The sequence below is a fragment of the Labrys wisconsinensis genome, assembly GCF_030814995.1.
Classification (GTDB): domain Bacteria; phylum Pseudomonadota; class Alphaproteobacteria; order Rhizobiales; family Labraceae; genus Labrys; species Labrys wisconsinensis.
In genome coordinates, this window is the sequence record NZ_JAUSVX010000001.1 from 958,276 (window position 1) to 979,986 (window position 21,711).

Annotated in this window: 20 protein-coding genes; 9 read left to right on the forward strand and 11 right to left on the reverse strand. The window is 70.6% G+C overall.

Going from position 1 to position 21,711, the window contains the following annotated elements; all coding sequences use genetic code 11:
- Nucleotides 1-260: 260 nt before the first annotated feature.
- Together QO011_RS04390 and QO011_RS04395 are read left to right on the forward strand one after the other, a co-directional pair.
- Nucleotides 261-2,423, forward strand: coding sequence for a TonB-dependent siderophore receptor (locus QO011_RS04390; RefSeq protein WP_307268174.1), 2,163 nt, complete (start codon nucleotides 261-263; stop codon nucleotides 2,421-2,423).
- A 2-nt stretch (nucleotides 2,424-2,425) separates the two neighbouring features.
- Nucleotides 2,426-3,262, forward strand: a complete 837-nt coding sequence (locus tag QO011_RS04395) for an ATP-binding cassette domain-containing protein (RefSeq protein WP_307268176.1) — start codon at nucleotides 2,426-2,428, stop codon at nucleotides 3,260-3,262.
- Between the two features lie 78 nt (nucleotides 3,263-3,340).
- Here the strand turns inward: QO011_RS04395 and QO011_RS04400 are convergent, their stop codons facing one another.
- Nucleotides 3,341-4,126, reverse strand: a complete 786-nt coding sequence (locus tag QO011_RS04400; protein WP_307268178.1) for an SDR family NAD(P)-dependent oxidoreductase — start codon at nucleotides 4,124-4,126, stop codon at nucleotides 3,341-3,343.
- A 151-nt stretch (nucleotides 4,127-4,277) separates the two neighbouring features.
- Here QO011_RS04400 and QO011_RS04405 point away from each other — a divergent pair, with 151 nt between their 5' ends.
- Entirely contained in the window at nucleotides 4,278-4,892 is a 615-nt protein-coding gene (locus QO011_RS04405) for a TetR/AcrR family transcriptional regulator (RefSeq protein ID WP_307268180.1), read from the forward strand.
- A gap of 150 nt (nucleotides 4,893-5,042) precedes the next feature.
- On the opposite strand, the gene QO011_RS04410 is transcribed toward QO011_RS04405, so the two are convergent.
- From QO011_RS04410 to QO011_RS04455, 10 genes are all read right to left on the reverse strand, one after another.
- A complete protein-coding gene (locus tag QO011_RS04410; protein WP_307268182.1) occupies nucleotides 5,043-5,840 on the reverse strand; it encodes an SDR family NAD(P)-dependent oxidoreductase in 798 nt (265 codons plus the stop codon).
- Entirely contained in the window at nucleotides 5,837-6,778 is a 942-nt protein-coding gene (locus QO011_RS04415) for a 3-hydroxyacyl-CoA dehydrogenase (RefSeq protein ID WP_307268184.1), read from the reverse strand. The genes QO011_RS04410 and QO011_RS04415 overlap by 4 nt, the downstream gene beginning before the upstream one ends.
- 2 nt (nucleotides 6,779-6,780) lie before the next feature.
- Nucleotides 6,781-7,668, reverse strand: a complete 888-nt coding sequence (locus tag QO011_RS04420; protein WP_307268186.1) for an N-acyl homoserine lactonase family protein — start codon at nucleotides 7,666-7,668, stop codon at nucleotides 6,781-6,783.
- Between the two features lie 30 nt (nucleotides 7,669-7,698).
- Nucleotides 7,699-8,238: a hypothetical protein gene (locus tag QO011_RS04425; RefSeq protein ID WP_307268188.1), complete on the reverse strand. Its 540-nt coding sequence runs from the start codon at nucleotides 8,236-8,238 to the stop codon at nucleotides 7,699-7,701.
- Nucleotides 8,235-9,269: a LacI family DNA-binding transcriptional regulator gene (locus QO011_RS04430; RefSeq protein ID WP_307268190.1), complete on the reverse strand. Its 1,035-nt coding sequence runs from the start codon at nucleotides 9,267-9,269 to the stop codon at nucleotides 8,235-8,237. The genes QO011_RS04425 and QO011_RS04430 overlap by 4 nt, the downstream gene beginning before the upstream one ends.
- Before the next feature lie 54 nt (nucleotides 9,270-9,323).
- On the reverse strand, nucleotides 9,324-10,613 hold the full coding sequence (gene hisD, locus QO011_RS04435) for a histidinol dehydrogenase (protein ID WP_307268192.1): 1,290 nt from the start codon (nucleotides 10,611-10,613) through the stop codon (nucleotides 9,324-9,326).
- A 55-nt stretch (nucleotides 10,614-10,668) separates the two neighbouring features.
- On the reverse strand, nucleotides 10,669-11,889 hold the full coding sequence (locus tag QO011_RS04440) for a sugar ABC transporter substrate-binding protein (protein WP_307268194.1): 1,221 nt from the start codon (nucleotides 11,887-11,889) through the stop codon (nucleotides 10,669-10,671).
- Nucleotides 11,890-11,972: 83 nt separating this feature from the next.
- Nucleotides 11,973-13,034 carry an ABC transporter permease gene (locus tag QO011_RS04445; RefSeq protein ID WP_307268196.1) on the reverse strand — a complete coding sequence of 354 codons (1,062 nt, stop codon included), beginning with the start codon at nucleotides 13,032-13,034 and terminating at the stop codon, nucleotides 11,973-11,975.
- The gene (locus tag QO011_RS04450; RefSeq protein ID WP_307268198.1) at nucleotides 13,031-14,038 is read right to left on the reverse strand and encodes an ABC transporter permease; all 1,008 of its coding nucleotides are present in this window, start codon (nucleotides 14,036-14,038) and stop codon (nucleotides 13,031-13,033) included. The genes QO011_RS04445 and QO011_RS04450 overlap by 4 nt, the downstream gene beginning before the upstream one ends.
- Entirely contained in the window at nucleotides 14,035-15,555 is a 1,521-nt protein-coding gene (locus QO011_RS04455) for a sugar ABC transporter ATP-binding protein (protein ID WP_307268201.1), read from the reverse strand. The genes QO011_RS04450 and QO011_RS04455 overlap by 4 nt, the downstream gene beginning before the upstream one ends.
- A gap of 254 nt (nucleotides 15,556-15,809) precedes the next feature.
- On the opposite strand from QO011_RS04455, the gene QO011_RS04460 reads away from it, so the two are divergent.
- The 6 genes from QO011_RS04460 (at nucleotide 15,810) to QO011_RS04485 (ending at nucleotide 21,710) form a co-directional block, all read left to right on the forward strand.
- On the forward strand, nucleotides 15,810-17,087 hold the full coding sequence (locus tag QO011_RS04460; protein ID WP_370881900.1) for an ABC transporter substrate-binding protein: 1,278 nt from the start codon (nucleotides 15,810-15,812) through the stop codon (nucleotides 17,085-17,087).
- Between the two features lie 61 nt (nucleotides 17,088-17,148).
- Complete coding sequence (locus tag QO011_RS04465; RefSeq protein WP_307268206.1) at nucleotides 17,149-18,021, forward strand: sugar phosphate isomerase/epimerase family protein; 873 nt, start codon at nucleotides 17,149-17,151, stop codon at nucleotides 18,019-18,021.
- Nucleotides 18,018-18,821: a 6-phosphogluconolactonase gene (locus tag QO011_RS04470; protein WP_307268209.1), complete on the forward strand. Its 804-nt coding sequence runs from the start codon at nucleotides 18,018-18,020 to the stop codon at nucleotides 18,819-18,821. Before QO011_RS04465 ends, QO011_RS04470 begins: the two co-directional genes overlap by 4 nt.
- Nucleotides 18,821-19,738, forward strand: coding sequence for an ROK family protein (locus tag QO011_RS04475; RefSeq protein ID WP_307268211.1), 918 nt, complete (start codon nucleotides 18,821-18,823; stop codon nucleotides 19,736-19,738). The genes QO011_RS04470 and QO011_RS04475 overlap by 1 nt, the downstream gene beginning before the upstream one ends.
- Nucleotides 19,720-20,823: an ABC transporter ATP-binding protein gene (locus tag QO011_RS04480; RefSeq protein ID WP_307268214.1), complete on the forward strand. Its 1,104-nt coding sequence runs from the start codon at nucleotides 19,720-19,722 to the stop codon at nucleotides 20,821-20,823. Before QO011_RS04475 ends, QO011_RS04480 begins: the two co-directional genes overlap by 19 nt.
- Entirely contained in the window at nucleotides 20,820-21,710 is an 891-nt protein-coding gene (locus QO011_RS04485; protein WP_307268217.1) for a carbohydrate ABC transporter permease, read from the forward strand. The genes QO011_RS04480 and QO011_RS04485 overlap by 4 nt, the downstream gene beginning before the upstream one ends.
- Nucleotide 21,711: the final 1 nt, after the last annotated feature.

Genomic DNA, 21,711 nt, shown 5'->3' on the forward strand with positions numbered 1-21,711 from the left:
CGGCCGCGGCCGCCGCCGGGCGTGGCGACATTCCGTGGCGGATTTCCTGCAGTTCTTTCGAATTTGTGCACTTTAGAACAACATCAACCAGAGCAGTTTTCTTGAATTCCATCAGTAGAAAATAATGGATACAAGGGCATTGACTGCAATATTCCACTCGAATAGTCAATTTTTACGCGCCACCCGCGAGAACGGAGCGCATAATTCACGAAATTCGAAATGGGGCTGGGTCGATGATGGCGGTTGCACGGGGCAATGACGTGGATCGAGGCGCGGGCATCGGCAGAAGGCCGTCCCTGCGCGGCGCGCTGCTGGCGATGACCTGCCTGCCGGCGCTGGCGGCGGCCGGCGCCGCCCTGGCGCAGGAGCAGGCCACGACCGTGCTCGAGCCCGTGACCGTGTTCGGCGAGGCGGCCAGCGCCTTCGGCCCCGACAAGGGCTATGTCGCCGAGCGCACCACCACCGGCTCGAAGACCGACACGCCGCTGAAGGAGATCCCGCAATCGGTCTCGGTGATCACCCGCAAGGAGATGGACGACCGCGCCCCGGCCCAGCTCGAGGACATCCTGTCCTACACCGCCGGCGTCACGTCCTCGCCCTGGGGCGTCGACGACCGCTTCGACCAGTTCCTGATCCGCGGCTTCGACATCGGACCCTATGCGGTCTACCGCGACGGGCTGGCCCAGAAGGCGCTGGACTTCTCCGGCTTCAAGATCGAGCCCTACAGCCTCGAGCGCCTGGAAGTGCTGAAGGGCCCGTCCTCGGTGCTCTACGGCGAGAACGAGGTCGGCGGCATGGTCAACGCCGTGACCAAGCGTCCGACCCTGGATCCGCTCGCCAGCGCCTTCATCAGCTACGGCAGCTTCAACACCATCGAAACCGGCTTCGACGTCGGCGGCCCGGTCGACGCCAACGGCGTGCTGAGCTATCGCCTGACCGGCCTCTATCGCGACGGCGCCATGCAGACGGACGGTTCGCAGAACGACCGCATCTTCATCGCCCCGGCCGTGACCTTCCGGCCCGACGACAGGACGACGCTGACTCTCCTCGCCAACTACCAGTCGGACAAGCTGCAGCCGAACACCTTCCTGCCCGTCGGCCTGCCTCGCAGCTTCACCACCGATTCCGACCATTTCAGCCATTACGACGCGCAGCACTGGTCGGTCGGCTACCAGTTCGAGCACCGCTTCAACGACGAATGGACGGTGCGCCAGAACATGCGCTACGCCGTGCAGGAGACGGACTACCAGCACCTCTATTACGGCAGCGCCTACGGAGGCGATTCGCTGGTCTGCTCGGGCAGCAGCCTGGCGAGCTGCACGATGAAGCGCACCACCTTCATGGTGGACGAGCGCGCCTCGATCTTCAGCGTCGACAACCAGGTTCAGTACGACGCGGACTGGGGCCGCATCCAGAACAAGCTCCTGATGGGCCTCGGCTATGACCGCTTCAACGTCAACACCTTGAGCCGCTACGGCGAGGGCCCGGACCTCGACCTCGGCAACCTCGACTACAGCAAGCCCGTGACGGTTCCGGGACCCCTCGTCGACGGCGAGCAGACCATCGACCAGCTCGGCCTCTACGCCCAGACCCAGACCAAGCTCGATGACCACTGGATCCTGACGCTCGGCCTGCGCCAGACCTGGGTGGAGAACCAGAACGTCGATCGGCTCTACAACGACAACACACGACAGAGCGACCACGCGCTCACCAAGCGGATCGGGCTCGGCTACACCTTCGACAACGGCCTGACCCCCTATGCCAGCTACGCCGAATCCTTCACCACCAATGTCGGGCACGACTTCGACGGCGGCGCCTTCAAGCCCTCGCGCGGGCGCCAGTACGAGGTCGGCGTCAAGTATCAGCCGCCGGGCTTCGACGGCTTCTTCACCGCGGCCGTGTTCGACATCACCAAGAGCAACGTGCTCACCACCGACCTCTCTCACCAGGGCTTCCAGGTGCAGACCGGCGAGGTGCGCCATCGCGGCCTGGAATTGGAGGGGCAGTTCAACCTCGCCGAGGGCCTGAGCATGACCGCGGCCTATACCTATCTCGACGCCGAGATCACCAAGGACAACGACGGCAATGTCGGCAAGCGGCCGTCGCTGGTTCCCGAGCACCAGGCTTCGCTCTGGGCGAACTACGAAGTCCAGACCGGCATGCTGCAAGGCGTCAGCGTCGGCGCCGGCGTGCGCTATGTCGGCGCGACCTATGGCGACAACGCCAACAATGTCCCAGTCGCGTCCTACACGCTGGTCGACGCGGCGCTGCGCTATCGCTGGGACAAGTGGCAGGGCGCGGTCAACGTCTCCAACCTGCTCGACAAGACCTACTATTCCACCTGCAACGACAGCCTGGGCAGCCTGAGCTGCATCTACGGCGAGGGGCGGGTGGTGAAGGGCACCCTCTCGGTGAAGTTCTGAGCATGGCCTCGTCCTCGCAAGCGGTTGCGGTCCCTCCGCCGCCGGCGGCAGGCCTTGCCGCCGGCGAGGCGTTGTTCGAGCTCGACGGCGTCGCCTTCGCCGCCGGCGGGCGCACCCTGCTGCACCCGCTGACCCTCGCCCTGCCGGCCGGCCGGATGGTCGGCCTGATCGGCCATAACGGCTCGGGCAAGTCGACCCTGGTCAAGCTGCTGGCGCGCCAGCAGCCGCCGACCGGCGGACGGATCGCCTTCGCCGGACAGGCGCTGGCGGCCTGGGGATCCCGCGCCTTCGCGCGCAAGGTCGCCTACCTGCCCCAGCACCCCCCGCCCGCCGCCGGCATGACGGTGCGCGAGCTGGTGGCGCTGGGGCGCTATCCCTGGCACGGGGCGCTCGGGCGCTTCGGGGCGGAGGACCGCCGCAAGGTCGAGGAGGCGATGGCGCTGACCGACGTCGCCGGGCGGGCCGGGCAGCTGGTCGACACGCTCTCCGGCGGCGAGCGCCAGCGCGCCTGGATCGCCATGCTGGTGGCCCAGGACGCCGACTGCGTCCTGCTCGACGAGCCGATCTCCGCCCTCGACGTCGCCCATCAGGTCGAGGTGCTGGCGCTGGTGCACCGCCTCGCCCGCGAGCGCGGCGTCGGCAGCATCGTCGTGCTGCACGACGTCAACATGGCGGCCCGCTTCTGCGACGAGATCCTCGCGCTGCATTCCGGCCGCCTGGTTGACCGCGGCGAGCCGGCGACGATCATGACGCCGGGCCGGCTGGAGGCGATCTACGGCGTCGCCTTCGGCACCGTTCCGCACCCCGACACCGGCGCGCCCATCGGCTTCGTGCGGTGAGGCGACAACGACGCCTGCCGCTTCGGGCGCGACGGCTAACCCCGAGCTTTGATCGACATCCGGCCGCCCAAGCTCCCCTCACCGATACCGGGCCGCGGCGTGCTCCTGGCGGAAGTTGGGCAGCATGGCCCGGCGTGCCGCCTGCAAGGCCTCCCACTGCTGCTCGTCCGGCAGCGGCGGGATGGTGATCGCCTCGCGGCGGTCGAAGCCGACGAGCGCCGCGTCGACCAGCTCGCCGACCTCCATGACGCCGACGATCTCATCGACCGAGCGGCCGGAGCGCTCCCAGATCTCGGTGCGGGTCGCCGCCGGCAGCACCGCCTGGACATAGAGCCCGCGCGGCCCGAGCTCGGTCTGCAGCGCCTGGGAGAAGGTCAGGACGAAGCTCTTGGTCGCGGGATAGATGCCCGGGAAGATCTCCGGCGCCACCGCCAGCACCGAGGCGATGTTGACGATGGCGCCGCCACCCTCGGCGAGCAGGCGCGGCACCACGGCGCCGGCGAGCCGCACGACCGCCGTGACGTTGAGGCGGATCAGACGGTCCTGCGCGTCGAGATCGGGATCGGCGAAGCCGCCGGGGGCGGCGGCGCCGGCATTGTTGACGAGCAGGCCGATGCGGCGGTCCTCGCGCAGCCGGGCCTCGACCCGCGCCAGCTCGGCCGGCTCGGTCAGGTCGGCTGGCAGCACGTCGACGGCAACGCCGGCCTCGGCGCGCAGGCGCGCGGCATTGTCCTCCAGGCGGGCCCGGTCCCGCGCCACCAGCACGAGGTCGTGGCCGCGGCGGGCGAGGCGCTCGGCATAGGTGGCGCCGATGCCGGAAGAGGCGCCGGTGATCAGGGCAGCCCTGGGAGACGTGTCGGTCATGATGGGGATCCTTGGCATGAGCCGGAAACCCGCGTCCCGACGTGCGGTCGCGGTGCGGGAGGCGGCAATATAGATGACGATCGTCATCTACTATTATTGATGGAGATCGTCATCTATATTGTCAAGCCTGACCGGGACGAAAGGAGCTGCCATGCGCGTCACCCGTGAGAAGGCCGCCGAGAATCGCGAGCGCATCGTCCTCGCGGCCTCCCGCCTGTTCCGCGACAAAGGCTTCGACGGCGTCGGGGTCGACGCGATCATGGATGCGGTCGGCCTGACCCATGGCGGCTTCTACCGCCATTTCGGTTCCAAGGAGGCCCTCGCCGAGGAAGCCGTGGCGCAAGGGCTCGCGGCCGGCGCCGAGCGCCTGGCGGGGCTGTCGGCGCTGGACCGGTTCGTCGCTGGCTATCTCTCGCCGGCCCATCGCGACGACCGCAGCGGCGGCTGCGTGGTCGCGGCGCTGGGCGGCGACATCGCCCGGCAAGGCCCGGGCGTCCGGCACAGCCTGACCGGCTATGTCCGCGGCCAGCTCGACCGCATCGCCGGCCGGATCACCGGCCGCGGCGAGAAGGCCCGGCGCGAGCAGGCGATCGCCACGCTGGCGGGCCTGGTCGGCGCGCTGATGCTCGCCCGGGCGGTGGACGATCCCGAGCTCTCCGACGAGATCCTCGAGGCGGGGCGCAACGTGTTCGGCCGGGAGCAGGTGTCGGATGATGAAGGGCAGAGGTCAGAACCCCTCTCCCGGCTGGGAGAGGGGCAGGGGTGAGGGTCTGAACGCATCACCAGCGAGACATCGCCCCTGGCGGGCGTGATCGACCTCGCCTTTCCCGGGAAGGTCTAGTCCCTCACCCCTGCCCCTCTCCCAGCCGGGAGAGGGGTTCTGCGCACTGCTTCGATCGCTGTTCCCGTAACCCGCTCAAGCCAGCGGCCGGCCGCCGTCGACGGGGATGACGGCGCCGGTGGTGAAGGGCAGGTAGAGCGCCGCCGCCAGCACGGCATCCGCCACCTCGTCCGGCAGGGCCAGCCGTTTCGCCGGCGTGCGCGCGGCCTGCTGGTCGCGCCAGGCCTGGTCGAGGCCGCGCACGAACTCGGTGTCGACCAGCCCCGGCGACACCGACACGACGCGGATCTCGGGCGCCAGGGCGCGGGCCAGCGACTTGGTGAGGTTGTCGACCGCCGCCTTCGAGGCGCAATAGGCGATGTTGCTGCCCATGGCGGTAACGGCGGCGATGGAGGAGATGTTGACGATGAGCCCGGCGCCGCTCGCGGCGAGCAGCGGGCGGAAGGCGCGGGTCGCGGCGATCACGCCCCGCACGTTGACGGCCAGCACCTCGTCGACCAGCGCGTCGTCGAGCCCGTCGAGGTCGCCATGGGCGACGAAGCGGGTGGTGCCGGCGGAATTGACCAGGATGTCGGCCCGGCCGTGCTCGCGCCGCACGCGCTCCGCCAGGTCCGCCATGGCGGCGCTGTCGCTGACCGGCGCCGGCGCCGCCAGGTGCGGCCCGCCCGGCAGCGCGGCGGCGAGCGCCTGCGCCGCCTCGCCCGACCTGTTATAGCCGACCACCACCGCGGCGCCGGCCTCGGCGAGGGCGCGACAGATGGCGCTGCCGATCCCGCCGGCGCCGCCGGTAACCACAGCGACCTTGCCGTGCAAGGTGCGCCCGGCGACCTTGCCCTGCAAGGTGCGCCCGGCCGTGCTTGCCCCGCCCGTCATCGGTCCGGCTGCCCGCGCCGATGCGCCACCAGCGCCATCAGCCGCCGGTCGCGCCATGCGGACCGGGCCTTGAGGTCGGCGGCCGGCAGCGCCTCGCGCCGCTCCCGCGTCACCCGGCCGACCAGGTCGTCGGACCACGGCCGGGGATCGCGCCGCGCCTGCGCCACCGCATGGTAGAGCGGCCCGAGGCGTCGGGCATAGTCGTCGACACCGCCGGGTGCGTTGAGGTCGATGGTCTCGAACGGGCCCATGAAGGACCAGCGCAGCCCGAGGCCATGCGCCACGGTGCGGTCGATATCGGCGGCGCTGGCGAGCCCCGCCTCGTAGAGCGCCCAGGCCTCGTTGAGCAGCGCCCCCTGCAGGCGGTTGAGCACGAAGCCCTCGATCTCGCGGTTGACCACGACCGGCACCTGGCCGAGCTCCTCCATCGCCTGCCGCAGCCAGGGCAGGATGGCTCCGTCGGTCCACGGCGCCGGCACCAGCTCGACCAGCGGCACCAGATGCGGCGGGTTGACGGGATGGGCGACGAGGAAACGCTCGCGCCGCGGCACGTCGGCGGTGAAGGCCGAGGCGGGAATCCCCGAGCTGGAGCTGCCGACCACCGCGTCGTCGCGGATCGCCGCCCCGATCTCACGGCTCACCGCCGCCTTGACGTCGACCCGCTCGAACACCGATTCCTGGACGTAGTCGGCCTCGGCCACGGCCTCGGCGAGGCTGTCGACCACGCTGATGCGCCGGGCGATGGCCTCGACATCCCCGACCAGGCCGAAGGCCTGCATGTCGGCGAGGCTGCGGCGGATGCCCGCGAGGGCGCCCGCCCGGATCTCGGCGCTGGCGTCGAACAGCCGCACCGTGCGCCCGGCCCGGGCGAAGACGATGGCCCAGCCGGACCCGACCAGGCCGCCGCCGACCACCCCGACCGTTTCAAGCCTGCGCATCGTCACCGCACCCGCGAGCTCTCGCCGTCGGCGAGGCAGATCTCGGAGATGCGCAGGCCCTCGGCGGTGATGCGCGAGGGGAAGCTGTCCTTCAGCCGCTCCTCGTGGATCGGGATCACCCGCCGCGCCTCGTAGCCGACCTGCTTCATCATCGCCTCGGTGGCCATCACCAGGTTCTGCTGGCTGCCGAGCGCCAGGCCGACCGGCACATACATGGTGTCGACGTCGACCACCGCGCCCGGCCCCTGGATGTTCTCGAAGACATAGACGAGGTCGCCGGCCAGCACCCAGCTGTCGGAGGACTGCGCCCTGGCGTCGTTGCGCACCGTCACCCACATCGAGGCGAAGGTGTGGCTGTCATAGGCGACGTGGAGGTCGATATTGGGCAGCACGTCGGCGAGCGGCCCGTCGACGCAGACGAGGCGCTTCTGCTGCGCCAGCTCGACGCCACGCACGATGTCGCCGGGATCGACCGCCACCATCATCCAGCGCAGCCGGTCGGGCAGCGACATCGCCCAGGTCCATTTCGCGATCTCGCGCTCCTGGATGTAGAACTTCGCCTTGGGAAAATCCTCGACATTGCCGAAATGGTCGAAATGGGCATGGGTGATGAACACCGTGTCCACGTCCTCCGGCGTCAGCCCGATGCCGGCCAGCACCTCGCGCGGCGAGCGCCAGTTCTCGACGCCGAACTTGTCGCCGAGATGCTTGCCGTAGTCCTTGTCGTTGTAGCCGACATCGACCATGGCGACATGGCCGTTGCCCTTGATCACGGCATAGCAATAGGGAAGCTTCACATAACCCTGATTGTGGGCGCCGTAGAGCACGCCGCTCTTGTGATACTTGCTGACATAGGAATATTCGAGCACCCAGATGGAATAGTCGGCCACGATATCCTCCCGTCTTGGTTTGTTGATCCGTCAGGCGTTGCAGTTGCAGCAGGAATGCCGGAAATCGACCATGGTCATGCCGAGCCGTTCCTCCGACGCGGCCTGCAGGTGGCGGTAGGCCGCCGTGAGATTGCCGAGGGCCACCGTCAGGTCCGGCGCGCCGTCGGCCAGCACCGGCGCCCGCAGGGCGGTCAGGCACGAGCCGGCGAGGCGGTGCGCGGCGATGAGATGGCGCAGGTTCGGATCGAGGCGCTGCGGCGCGCTGAGCCCGCCGAGCCGCTCGGCGACCTCGCCCCACAGCTCCTGCGCGCCCGCCAGCGTCGGCAGGTCCAGGGCCTCGCGGCGGCGGCTCGCCTGGGCGAGGATCAGGAGCCCGGCGGTCTGCCCGATCAGCCGCCTGAGGTCGGAATAGACCCGGCGCGCCTCGAGCCCGTAGGCGACCACCGCATCGGGCGCGCCGTCGGGCATGGCGTCCGCCGGGGTCGCGGCGAAGCCGGAAAGGCTGGGACAGCCGGGGCGGTGGACCTCGGCCGCGGCATCGAGGAGCGACCAGGAGCGCGACGCCGTCATGGCAAGGACCTCGTGGTGTTGCGCTCGACCAGCCGGCCGGGCAGGCGCTGGACGCCGGGCTCGCACGGCTCGTTGCGGGCCAGCGCCAGGGCCAGCACCGTGGTGCGGTCGATCATCAGGTCAATCGGCTGGCGCACGGTGGTGAGGGCATGCGAGGGCCAGGAGGCCATGCCGATATCGTCGAAGCCCATGATCGACACGTCCTCCGGCACGGCGAGGCCGGCCTCGCGCCGCGCCGCGTCCATGGCGCCGATGGCGAGGATGTCGTTGGCGCAGAACAGCGCCGTCGGCCGGTCCGGGCCCGCGAGCAGCCGGCGGGCGGCGGCATAGCCCGCCTCGTAGCTGAAGGTCGTGCCCTCGCTGGCGATCGGCTCGGGAATGTCGCGCTCCAGGCAACGGGCGTGGAAGCCGCGCCAGCGGTCGACATTGGTGGAGGCATCCGGCCGCCCGGCGACGAAGCCGATGCGCCGGTGCCCCCGGTCGATGAGGTAATCGGCGATCAGCCGTCCGCCCCGCTCGTTGTCGCAGGTCACGGCATAGGAATGCTCGTCCGAGCCCGAGCGGTTGAAGAACACCACCGGCGTGCCGACCTTGCGGCAGGCGGTCGCGGCGGCCGAGGACAGGGTGGTGGCGAGCATCACCACCACGTCGGGATGGTAGGAGAGCAGCACGCGCACCTGCTCCTCCTCGCTGCGGGCCGGCGACACCACGACCAGCATGACGTTGAAGTCCGCCGCCTGCAGCCGCTCGGTCAGCCGCGTCATCACCTCGGGATAGAAGGGGTTGGTGATGTCGGACACCACCAGCCCGACGATGCGGCTGCTCTTGGTGATCAGGCCGCGCGCCAGCGGATTGGGCTGGTAGCCGATCTCCGCCGCGTGGCGCAGCACCTTCTCGCGGGTCTCCGGGGCGATGACGGCGTCGTCGTAGAAGGCGCGCGACACAGTCGAGACCGACATGCCGAGCTGGCGCGCCAGATCCTTCACCGTGATGCGCGGTGTGCGGACGGGATCGGCGCGCGTGTCGGACATGATGGTCAGGCTCCCCTCATCGGCCGGCGGCGGGACGCGGCGCGAAGCCGGCCGTCATGCCGCGTTGCGCCCGCCATGGCGGCGCACCCGGATATTGGCCTGCTCGGCATGGCCGGCAAAGCCCTCGAGCGTGCACAGCCGCGCGCAGTACTCGCCGACCAGCGCGCTGGCCTCGTCGGTGAGCACCTTCTGGTAGGTGCAGGTCTTGAGGAACTTGCCGACCCAGAGCCCGCCGGTGTAGCGCGCCGCCTTCTTGGTCGGCAGGGTGTGGTTGGTGCCGATCACCTTGTCGCCATAGGCGACATTGGTGCGGGGCCCGAGGAACAGCGCGCCGTAATTGGTCATATGGCTGAGGAAGTAGTCGGGGTCGCGCGTCATCACCTGCACGTGCTCGGAGGCGATGCGGTCGGCTTCGGCCACCATCTCCTCGTCGCTGTCGCAGACGATCACCTCGCCATAGTCGGCCCAGGCCTTGCCGGCGAGCTCGGCCGTCGGCAGCACCGCGAGCTGGCGCTCGACCTCGGCCATGGTGGCGCGGGCGAGCTTCTCGGAGGTGGTCAGCAGCACCGCCGGCGAGGTCGGGCCGTGCTCGGCCTGGCCGAGCAGGTCGGTGGCGCAGATCTCGCCGTCGACGCTGTCGTCGGCGATGACCAGCGTCTCGGTCGGCCCGGCGAAGAGATCGATGCCGACCCGGCCATAGAGCTGGCGCTTGGCCTCGGCGACGAAGGCGTTGCCTGGCCCGACCAGCATGTCGACCGGCGCGATGGTGGCGGTGCCGAGCGCCATGGCAGCGACGGCCTGGACGCCGCCGAGCACGTAGATCTCGTCGGCGCCGCCCAGGTGCATGGCGGCGACGATGGCCGGATGCGGCCCGCCCTGGAACGGCGGGGCGCAGGCGATGACGCGGCTGACCCCGGCGACCCGCGCCGTGACCACGCTCATATGGGCCGAGGCGACCATCGGATACTTGCCGCCGGGGACATAGCAGCCGACGGCGTTGACCGGGATGTTCCTGTGGCCGAGCACGACGCCGGGCAGCGTCTCCACCTCGACGTCGCGCAACGCGTCGCGCTGGTGCTGGGCGAAGTTGCGCACCTGGGCCTGGGCGAAGCGGATGTCGTCAAGGTCGCGCTTGGCGACCTTGGACAGCGCCGCCTCGATCTCCGGCTCCGACAGGCGGAAGCTCTCGGGCGACCATCTGTCGAACTTCTCGGAAAGCTCGCGCACGGCCGCGTCACCCCGCGCTTCGACATCGGCGAGGATGGCTTCGACGGTGGCGCGCGTCCTGGCATCGACGGCGGCGACGGTGCTCGCGTCCTGTCCGCGCTTGAGATATCTGGCCATGGCTTGTCCTGCATCATGAGGGACGGGCGGCGGCAAGGCCGCCCGCCGGGTTGCGTCAGTTGACGGTCGCCTCGATCTTGGTGAGCTTGTAGAGCTCGGCCGGCGGGGCGCATTTCTGGCAGTTGATGCCGGGCTCGTTGGCGGCCTTCGGCACGTCGGCCGGCAGCGGCTGGATGGTGGCGCCCGGCGTCGGCTTGCCCTCGAGCGCCGACTGGAGCGAGAGCTCGGGCAGCAGCGTCGGGTTGAACACCTCGGTGACGAAGGAGCTCGGCACCACTCCGTCCGGGAAGGTGTTGCAGCCGTCCTCGAAGGTCTGGCCCTTGCAGAGCTTGACCTGGTCCGCCGGCACCCAGGGCAGCGGATATTCGATGTTCTGCGGCTCGAGCTGGCGCTTGCCGCCGAGGATCTCCATCATCAGCTTGAAGGCATAGCCGGCGGTGGCGGGCGGCGAGCCGGCCGAGACGCCCTTCAGGCCGCGCTTCTGGAAGTCGGGGTTGGCGAGCGCCAGGCGGAAGCCGTTGGAGTTCTCGCCGGTCATCGGCACCAGCTTGGTGCCCTTGTCCATCAACGCCTGGATCGCGCCGTACTCGCCGGCCTGGGCCCAGATGCCGTCGACGTCGGGATGGGCGGCGAGCGCCTTGGCGGTCTCCTGCTGGGTCGTGCGGTCGTCCCAGTAGGAATAATATTCGGCCACCACGTCGATGCCGGGATATTTCTTGAACACCGCCATGGCGCCGTCGGTGTGGCGCTTGTCGACCGAGTTGCCGGGCACGCCGCGGCTGAGGAAGATCTTGCCCTTGCCGCCCAGCGCATTGACCAGGGCCTGCGCTGTGTTCTCGCCGAAGCCGGCGGTGATGTAGCTGACATTGTAGGCGCACGGCTCGGTGACCGTGGCGTCGTACATGAAGAACTTCACGCCCTTCTCGCAGCCGCGCTTGATCACCCGGTTGAGCGCCGTGGACGAGATCGGGAAGCTGATGATGCCGTCGGCCTTGGCCGAGATCATGCTCTCATAGGCGGCGATCTGCGCCTGCGGATCGGTGCCGGAGATGACCTCGGTCAGCTCCACCGTCTTGTCGTAGGGCGGCGTCTTGGCCAGCGCCTTGACGATGTTGGCGGCCTCCGACTGCCAGGAATTGCCGCTGTAGCTGAGGCTGAGATAGATCTTGAACTTCTTGTCCTCGGCGCCGGCGGTGCCGGCCACCAGCGTCAGGCCGAGCGCCGCGGCGCAGGCCGTGGCGCCGAGGCGCGCCAGGGTGCTTCTCCATACGGACATTTCCGTCTCCCTCTTCATCGACCGCTTGGTTGTGGGAACGTTCTCACCGAGAAACGTTCGGAGGCATGGAGCGCGAGCGGTCATTATCGCGTCGTCCGGCGCCTCAGGAATGCGAAGACGTTTTCCCGCAGCAGCAGGAGGGCGACGAGGATGATCGAGCCCTCGATCACCGTCCGCCAGCCCTGGGGCACGCCGAGCGCCGCGATCACGGTGCCGAGCGTGGTCAGCAGCACGGCGCCGCCGATGGTGGCGAGGAAGCTGCCGCTGCCGCCGAGGATCGAGGAGCCGCCGATCACCACCGCGGCGATGCCGGGCAGCAGGTAGTCGTTGCCCATGCGCAGCGTCGCGCCGTTGGCATAGCCCACCAGCATCATGCCGGCGAAGCCGGCGCTGGCGGCGCTGGCCATATAGGCCGCGACCAGGGAGCGGCGCACCGCGAGGCCGGCGACGCGCGCCGCCACCGGGTTGGCGCCGATCGCCATCAGCCGGCGCCCGAAGGACGTCCGGCTCTGCACGGCCGAGGCCAGCACGCAGAAGGCCAGGATGAAGACGAGGATCAGCGGCATGCCGAGCCAGTCCGCCTTCATCAGGCCGACCAGCACCGGCGGGGCGGCGCCGCGCGGCGTGCCGCTGGTGAAGCCGAGCGCGGCCGAGGCGACGACGATGCCGGTCGCCATGGTCATGATGAAGGGCGGGATGGCGAGCAGCGCCACGCCGAGGCCGCTCACCGCGCCGATGCCGGCGCAGGCGGCGAGGATGGCCGGGATGAGGTACCAGCTCCCCTCGCCCGAGGCGCCGATCCAGCCGGTGGTGAGCACGCCGCCGATGGTGATCAGGGCCGGCACGGAGAGGTCGAGCCCGCCGACCAGGATGACCAGGCCCTGCCCGAAGGCGACCACCATCAGGAAGGAGGAGAGCACCAGCACCGTGTTGACCTGGCTCCACGAGCCGAGCGCCGGGCTGACGAAGCGCGACAGCAGGATCAGGAGGATGCTGAGGCCGAAGACGCAGACGACGGTCAGGCTCTCCGGCCGCCAGCGCGCGGTCTGCCGCCCGTCGACGGCCGCCTCCAGCGCGGCGGGCGGGGCTGCCGGCCGCTCGGGCGTCGGCGCGGGGGCCAGGTCTGCCTTGCGAGCGCTCATCATGCCGGTCCCCTGCGCTCAACCAGACGGGTGACGAGGCTGCCGAAGACCACCGCGACGACGAGCACCACGCCCTGGAAGATGCCGGTGTAGAAGGAGGAGACGCCGCCGGCGAACAGCACCTTCTGCAGCAGCAGCAGCGTGGCGGCGCCGAGGATGCTGCCGACAACCCCGCCGCGGCCGCCGGCCAGCGAGGTGCCGCCGAGGGCCACCGCCGCGAAGGTCAGCATCAGGAACGAGGTGCCGCCATTGGGATCGCCGGTCGCGGTCTGGGCGCTGAGCATGAAGCCGGCGAGGCCGTAGAGCATGCCCGCGCCGATGAAGCCGATGAAGCGGGTGCGCACCACCGGGATGCCCGAGAGCTGGGCCGAGGTCTCGTCGGCGCCGACGGTATAGAGGGCGATGCCGGTGTCGGTCCGCCGGAAGGCGAGCCACAGCACCACCACCGCGGCGACGATGAGGCCGGCGACCGGCACCACGCCGAACACCGTGTCGGTGAGCTCGTAGCTGACGAAGTCCGCCACCGTGCCGCCCGGCGCATCGAGCACCACCAGGGCGAGGCCCTGGCAGATGATCATGGTGGCGAGCGTGGCGGCGATCGATTGCAGGCGCAGCACGGCGACGAGATAGCCGTTGGCGAAGCCCACCGCGCCGCCGATGGCCAGGCACAGGGCGAGGCTCGCCAGCGCGCCGCCCGGCCCGTCCATCGGATAGGCCGCCATGACGACGTTGGTGAGCGAGATGACGCCGGCGACCGAGAGGTCGAAGCCGCGGGCGAGCACCACCAGCGTCTCGCCGGCGGCGGCGATGGCGAGCGGCGCGGCGTTGTTGGTGAGGCTGAGGGCGGTGTCGGCGGTGAGCGCCGTCGGGTCCCAGGCCGCATAGACGAGGTAGAGCACGACGTAGAGGATGGCGATGATGCCGGTGCCGCTGGCCAGCGCCCGGCGCAGGCGCGCGGCCGGCGGATGCGACAGGCGGAGCGGGGCGGAACCCGTGACGACGCTCACGCCGCGGTCCTCCCGGCATCGGCATGGCCGGTCAGCGCCGCCACCAGGGCCCGCTCCTCGATGGCGCTGCCCTCGAATTCGGCGAAGACCCGCCCGCCATAGATCGCCAGGCAGCGGTCGGCGAGCCGCACCAGCTCCGGCAGCTCGGAGGAATAGAGCAGCACCGAGCCGCCCTTGGCGGCGAAGGCCTGGATCGCCGCATAGATCGCCTGCTTGGTGCCGACATCGACGCCGCGCGTCGGGTCGTAGAGCAGCAGCGTGCCGGCGCCGGTCATCATGGCGCGGGCGAGCAGCGCCTTCTGCTGATTGCCGCCGGAGAGTTCGCCGATGCGGAAATCGAGATAGCGCGCGCTGAGCTCGACCGCGCCCGCAACGGCGCCGGCGCCGCGGCGCTCCAGCGCCGGCCAGATCGCGCCGGCCCGGCTGATCCGCTGCAGCACCGGCAGCACGACGTTGCTCGCCGCCGTCAGGGCCGGGAAGATGCCCTCGACCTTGCGCTCCTCCGGCAGGAAGCTGAGCCCGGCGGCGAGCGCCGCGCGCGGGCCCGACGGCCGGATCGGCCGGTCCTGCACCCGGATCTCGCCGGCGCCGAGCGGCTCCAGGCCGACGAGGGTGCGGAACAGCTCGCGCTGCCCCTGTCCCTCCAGGCCGGCGACACCCAGGATCTCGCCGCGGTGGAGGTCGAGGCTCACGCCCCGCAGCTTGCCGCCGCTGACGTCCCTGAGCCGCAGGACCGGCACGTCGCGGCCGGACCGTGCGGCGGCGGGCCGCGCCGCGGCGAGCTCGCTGCGGCCGACCATCAGGCGGAAAATGTCGGAATCGGTGGCGTCCGACAGCTCGACGCGGGCGACGGAGCGGCCGTTGCGCAGCACCGTCGCGGCCGAGCAGAGCTGGCGCACTTCGGCAAGGCGATGGGAGATGTAGAGCACCGCGGTGCCGGCGGCGGTCTTCTCGCGCACCAGCTCGAACAGCCAGTCGACATCGGTGAGGGCGGCGGTCGGCTCGTCGAGAACGAGGACCGATCCGGCATGGTGCATGGCGCGGGCGATCTCGATGCGCTGGCGCTGGGCGAGCGACAGGCCGGCGATCGGGGCCAGCGGCGAGACATCGGTCAGGCGGTAGCGGGCAAGAATCGCGGCGGCCGCTTCGGCCGTGCGCCGGGAGGAGACCAGGCCGAGCACGCCCTTGCGCAGCGCCGGCAGGGCCAGCGCCTCGGCCACCGAGAGGTTGGGCGGCAGGCTCAGCTCCTGGAAGGCGGTGGCGACGCCGGCCCGGCGCGCGGCGAGGATCGAATGCGGCCGATAGGCGCCCCCGTCGAGCCGCATGGCGCCGCTGTTGGGCTGCACGACGCCGCTCAGGATCTTCACCAGGGTCGACTTGCCGGCCCCGTTCTCACCGAGCAGCGCATGGACCTTGCCCGCCTCGAGCTCGAGCGTCACCTCGGCCAGCGCGACGGTGGCGCCATAGGCCTTCGTCACGGAAGACGCCAGCAGGCGAAGGGGCGGTGCGGCGCTCAAGCGCATCCTCCATCGTTCCACGAAATGTGATGGGAACGTTCTCAGAGAACCTTCTCATTGCTGGATTGGGCTGTCAAGCGCAAGATTCGCGAAATTCTGCGCCGCCCGCCGCACCACGCCGACACATGCCCGGGCAGCTCCCACATCCCGTCCGCGGCCCGTCTTGATAAATCCAGACAGTGGATTTATGGTTCGTCGTCCGGCTCGGGCCGGCCAAGACAAGACATCCAACGAGACATCCAGGGGACATGCCGATGAGACGGGGATTGAGCGGTTTGGCCGGCGCGGCGGCGCTGCTTCTGGCGAATGCGGCCCTTCCGGCCCGCGCCGACACGGTTTCCCTTTTCTGCAGCTCCTCCGGCTCCGAATACGAGATCTGCAAGGCCGGCGCCGACGCCTGGGCCAGGCAGACCGGCAACGAGGTCAGGATCAACAAGATGCCGGCGGCCTGGGATGAGGCGCTGCCGCTCTACCAGCAGCTGCTCTCGGCCCAGTCGACCGATGCCGACGTGCTGCTGCTCGACGTCGTCTGGGTCGGTCTCCTGCAGAAGAACCTGCTCGATCTCAATGCGGACCTGTCCAAGGACGACATCGCCCAGCACTTCCCGGCGACCGTCGCCGCCGGCACCGTCAACGGCCGGCTGGTGGCGCTGCCCTGGTACACGGATACCGGGCTGATGTTCTACCGCAAGGACCTGCTCGCCAAGTACGGCAAGCCGGTGCCGAAGACCTGGGCCGAGCTGACCGAAACGGCCAAGGCCGTGCAGGACGGCGAGCGCGCCGCCGGCAACAAGGACATCTGGGGCTATGTCTGGCAGGGCAAGTCCTACGAGGGCCTGACCTGCGACGCGATCGAATGGACCGCCTCCTCCGGCGGCGGCACCATCATCGACGACAAGGGCGCCATCACCATCGACAATGCCAAGGCGGCCGGCGCGCTCGCGCTGGCGCATGGCTGGGTCGGCTCGATCACCCCGCCGGGCGCCCTCAACTATGACGAGGAGGGCTCGCGCAGCGTTTTCGAGACCGGAAACGCCGTGTTCCTGCGCAACTGGGCCTATGTCTGGGGCACCTCGCAGGCCGCGGGCGCGCCGCTGGTCGGCAAGGTCGGGGTCGCGGCCCTGCCGGTCGGCGCCGCCGGCGAGAGGTCGAGCGGCTGCATGGGCACCGCCCATCTCGGCATCTCGAAATACACCCGGCACAAGGACGCCGCCCTCAGCCTGCTGCACTTCCTCGCCGGCAAAGACGAGCAGAAGCGCCGCGCCATCGCCGGCGCCTACAACCCGACGATCGCGGCGCTCTACGACGATGCCGACGTGCTGAAGGCCCTGCCCTTCCTCAAGGACGCCGAGGCCGCCTTCGCCGAGAGCGCCGTGCGCCCCTCGGCCATCACCGGGTCGAGCTACAACCGGGTGTCGCAGGCCTTCTTCAAGGCGGTGCACGGCGTGCTCGGCGGCGACACCGAGGCCGGCCCGGCGCTGAAGACCCTGGCGGAGGACCTCGCCACCATCAAGGCCGCCGGCAAGTGGTGAGACGGCCGCAAGCCGATCGGACGCCGCCCCCCGGGCGCCTCCAACCCGTGAAGACCTGATCATGCTCATCGGCAATGCGCCCTGCTCCTGGGGCGTCTTCTATCCCACCGGCAACGCGCTCGGCGGCGAGGCCTATCTCGACGCGGTCGCCCGCGCCGGCTACCACGCCACCGAGCTCGGCCCGCTCGGCTTCCTGCCGGCCGACACCGCGGTTCTCCGCGATGCGCTCGCCCGCCGCGGCCTCACCCTCGCCGGGGCCGCGCATGTCCATGTCCTGACGCAGGCCGGCTCCTGGCCGGTGCTGCAGGCGGCCCTGGATGCCCTCGGCCCGATCCTGGCCCGGCTCGGCGCCCCGCACCTGGCGCTGATGGACGAGAGCGAGGCCTATCCTGCCGAAGCGCCGGGCGTCACCGACGCGGCGGGCTGGCGGGCGATGATCGATCTCGTCCGCCGCGCCCACGCCCATATGCGCGAGGCGCACGGGGTGGCGCTGACCTTCCATCCCCATGTCGGCACCTGCGTCGAGCGCGAGGACCAGATCGACCGCCTGCTGGCGGAGACCGAGGTGGACCTGTGCTTCGACACCGGCCACCATGCCTTCTGGGACCAGGACCCCATCGCCTATATGCGCAAGGCCTGGGACCGCATCGGCTATATCCACCTCAAGAATGTCGACCCGGCAGTGCGGGCCCGGGTGCTTTCCGGCACGCTCGGCCCGAACGAATCCTTCGCCGCCGGCGTGATGGCGCCGCTGCCGGACGGGGCGGTCGACATTGCCGGCGTGGTCCGGCTGATGCGCGAGCGGGCCTATGACGGGCCTTGCGTCGTCGAGCAGGACCCGAGCACCGATCCGGCGGCCGAGCCGCCGGAGGCCCTGGCCGTCCGCAACCGCCTCTTCCTCGAACGCCTCCTCGCCGCTGGAGATGCCGCATGACCACCCCCGCCCTGGAGATCTTCGCCCGCCCCGACGCGCTCGGAGAGGCCCTCGCCGGGCGGATCCTCGCCGCCGCCGCCGAGGCAGGCGCCGCCGGCCGGCCCTTCCTGCTCGGCTGCCCCGGCGGCCGCTCGCCCCGCCCGGTCTACCAGGCGATGGCGGCGGCGCTCGCCGCGGCGCCGCGCGACCTCGGCCATGTCGTGATCGTGATGATGGACGACTATCTCGCCGAGCGCGATGGGCGGCTCGACCATGTCGACGCCGACGCCCATTACAGCTGCCGGCGCTTCGGCCGCGAGGAGATCCTGGCGGTGCTGAACGCCGGCTTGCCCGAGCCCTGGCGCATTCCGGCCGCCAATCTCTGGGTCCCCGACCCGGCCGATCCCGCCGCCTATGACCGGCGGATCGCGGCGGCGGGCGGCATCGACCTCTTCATTCTGGCTTCCGGCGCCAGCGACGGCCACGTCGCCTTCAACCCCGCCGGCACGCCCGCCGATACCCGCACCCGCATCGTGCCGCTCGCCGAGGCGACGCGGCGCGACAACATGCAGACCTTCCCCGACTTCGCCAGCCTCGCCGAGGTGCCGGCCCACGGCATCAGCGTCGGCGTCGGCACCATCGCCGAGCAGTCCAGGGCGGCGGCGATGGTGCTGTGGGGCGAAGGCAAGCGCCTGGCCTTCCAGCGCATCGCGGCGGCGGACGGCTATGATCCGCAATGGCCGGCGAGCGTGGTCAATCTCTGCCGCAACGCCACGATCTTCGCCGATGCGGCCGCGGCCGGCCGGACGGGGCCGCGCTGATGCCGATTGCGCTCGGCGTCGACGTCGGCGGCACCAAGATCGCGGCGGCCCTCGTCGACCTCGAGGACGGCCGCCTGCTGCACCAGGTCACCGTGCCGACCGCCCTGGTGGACGGCGCCGGCGGCGTGCTGGCAGGCATCCGCCGCGCGGTGACCGCGGTCCGCGACCTCGGCCGCAGCGACGGCGCCGAGCCGATCGGCCTCGGCCTGCCCGAGCTGGTCTCGCCGGAGGGCGCCATCGCCAGCCGCTGGATCGCCGACTGGACGGGGCTCGACCCGCGCCGCGAGCTGGCCGACCTCGGCATCGTCGCCGTCGACAGCGACGTGCGGCTCGCCACCCTGGCCGAGCAGCGCTATGGCCATGGCCGCGACTTCGCCAGCTTCGCCTTCATCACGGCGGGCACCGGCCTCAGCTACAGCCATTGCTCGGACGGGCGGATCCACCGCGGCGCCCACGGCTTCGCCATCCATTTCGCCTCCAACGACCTGATGGTGATGGCCGACGGGCGCCAGGCCGCCTTCAACCTGGAATCCTTCGCCTCGGGCCTGGGCATGGCGCAGGCCTATGCCCGGCGCACCGGCCGCACGGCGAGCGCGCGCGACATCGTCGAGGGCCGCGCCGGGGCGGAGGGAGCGCTGCTGCTCGACCAGGCCACCACCGCCCTCGCCAGCTATGTCGGCCAGATGATCAACATGCTCGACCCGCAGGCCGTCGTCCTCGGCGGCGGGCTCGGCACCGCGCCGGCCTTCTTCGAGGCGGTGCGTGCCAAGGTCCCGGCCTATGTCTGGGCCGAAGCCTGCCGCACCCTGCCGATCCGCGCCAGCGCGCTGCACGCCACCGCCGGCGTGGTCGGCGCCGCCGCGCTGCATGCGCCATCACCTTCGGGACCGAACCAGCCATGGCCTCCGTCAGCCTGACCTCCGTCGCCAAGAGCTACGGGCATGTCGACGTGATCCGCGACGTCGACCTCGCCATCGCCGACGGCGAGTTCGTGGTGTTCGTCGGCCCCTCCGGCTGCGGCAAGTCGACCCTGCTGCGCCTCATCGCCGGGCTCGTGCCGGTGACCTCCGGCGACATCCGCATCGACGGCGAGGTGATGACCGACGTCCCCGCCTCGGAGCGCGGCATCGCCATCGTCTTCCAGTCCTATGCGCTCTATCCCCACATGACCGTGGCCCGGAACATCGGCTTTGCGCTGGAGACCGCCGGCCTCGGGCGGGCCGCGATCCGGGAGAAGGTCGAGCGCATCGCCGCCATGCTCCGCATCGGCCACCTCCTCGACCGCAGGCCGCGCGAGCTCTCCGGCGGCCAGCGCCAGCGCGTCGCCATCGGCCGCGCCCTGGTGCGCCAGCCCGAGGTCTTCCTGTTCGACGAGCCGCTCTCCAACCTCGACACCGACCTGCGCACCGAGATGCGGGTCGAGATCGCCCGGCTGCACGACGAGCTCGGCACCACCATGATCTACGTCACCCACGACCAGATCGAGGCCATGACCCTGGCGGACCGCATCGTCGTGCTCAACGAGGGCCGCATCGAGCAGGTCGGCACCCCCAAGGACCTCTATCTCAGGCCGGCGAACCGCTTCGTCGCCGGCTTCATCGGCTCGCCGCGGATGAATTTCGCGCCCGTGCGCGCCGAGGCCGCGGCCGGGGCCTGGCGCCTCGCCGGTGCCGGCAGCCTCGACCTCGGCGGCATCGACACGCCTGAGGCCCCCGTCTCGATCGGCGTGCGGCCCGAGGCGCTCGTCCTGGCCGGTGACGGCCGGCCGGCCCTGATCCAGGGCGAGGTGATCCGCCTGGAAGACCTCGGGCACGAACATTTCGCCCATATCCGCATCGCCGACGACCTGATCTGGACGGCACGGCTGGCCGGCTCCCAACCCCCGCCGGACCGCGGCGCCCGCGTCGCCCTCGCCTGGGAGCCGGCCGACCTCTTCCTCTTCGACGAGGGCGAACGCCGGCTCGACCGCCGCGCCGCCGCCGGCCTGGAGCGAGCCTCGTGAGCGGGCGCCTCGCCCGGCGCGAGATGCGCGCCGCCTGGCTGTTCCTGGCGCCGACGCTGATCGCCCTGGCGCTGGTGGCGCTCTGGCCGCTGGCGCGCACGCTGTTCTTCTCCATCACCGATGCCGAGCTCGACGATCCCGCCAGCTACGCGTTTGTCGGCCTGCAGAACTTCCTCGCCGTCGCGCAGGACCGGCAATGGTGGCGCGCCGTCGGCAACACCGTGCTGTTCACCGCCGTCTCTGTCTCGATCGAGACGCTGCTCGGGCTCGGCATCGCCCTGCTGCTCAACGCGGCGCTGCCGGGGCGCGGGGCCCTGCGCGCCGCGATCCTGATCCCCTGGTCGATCCCCGTGGTGGTCTCGGCCAAGATCTGGGAATGGATGCTCCATGATCAGTTCGGGGTGATCAACAAGCTCTTGATCGGCCTCGGCATCCTCGACAAGGGCCTGGCCTGGACCGCCGATCCCGCCCTGGCGATGGGCGTGATCATCTTCGTCGACGTCTGGATCACCACGCCCTTCATGGTGCTCTTGATCCTCGCCGGCCTGCAGACCATCCCCGCCGAAATGATGGAGGCGGCCTTCGTCGACGGCGTGCCGTGGTGGAAGCGGTTCTGGTCGCTGACCCTGCCGATGCTGCGGCCGGCGATCGGCGTCGCCGTGCTGTTCCGCGTGCTCGACGCCATGCGCATGTTCGACCTCAGCTACATCCTGGCCGGCAATGGCGAGCGGACGATGACGGTGTCGATCTATGCCCGCAACCAGCTGATCAGCTTCCAGGCGCTCGGCATGGGCTCGGCGGCCTCCACCTGCGTCTTCCTGGTGATCGGGCTGGTCGCCGTCCTGATCATCGGCGCGCTGCGGCTCGACCGCGCCACGGCGAGGTGAG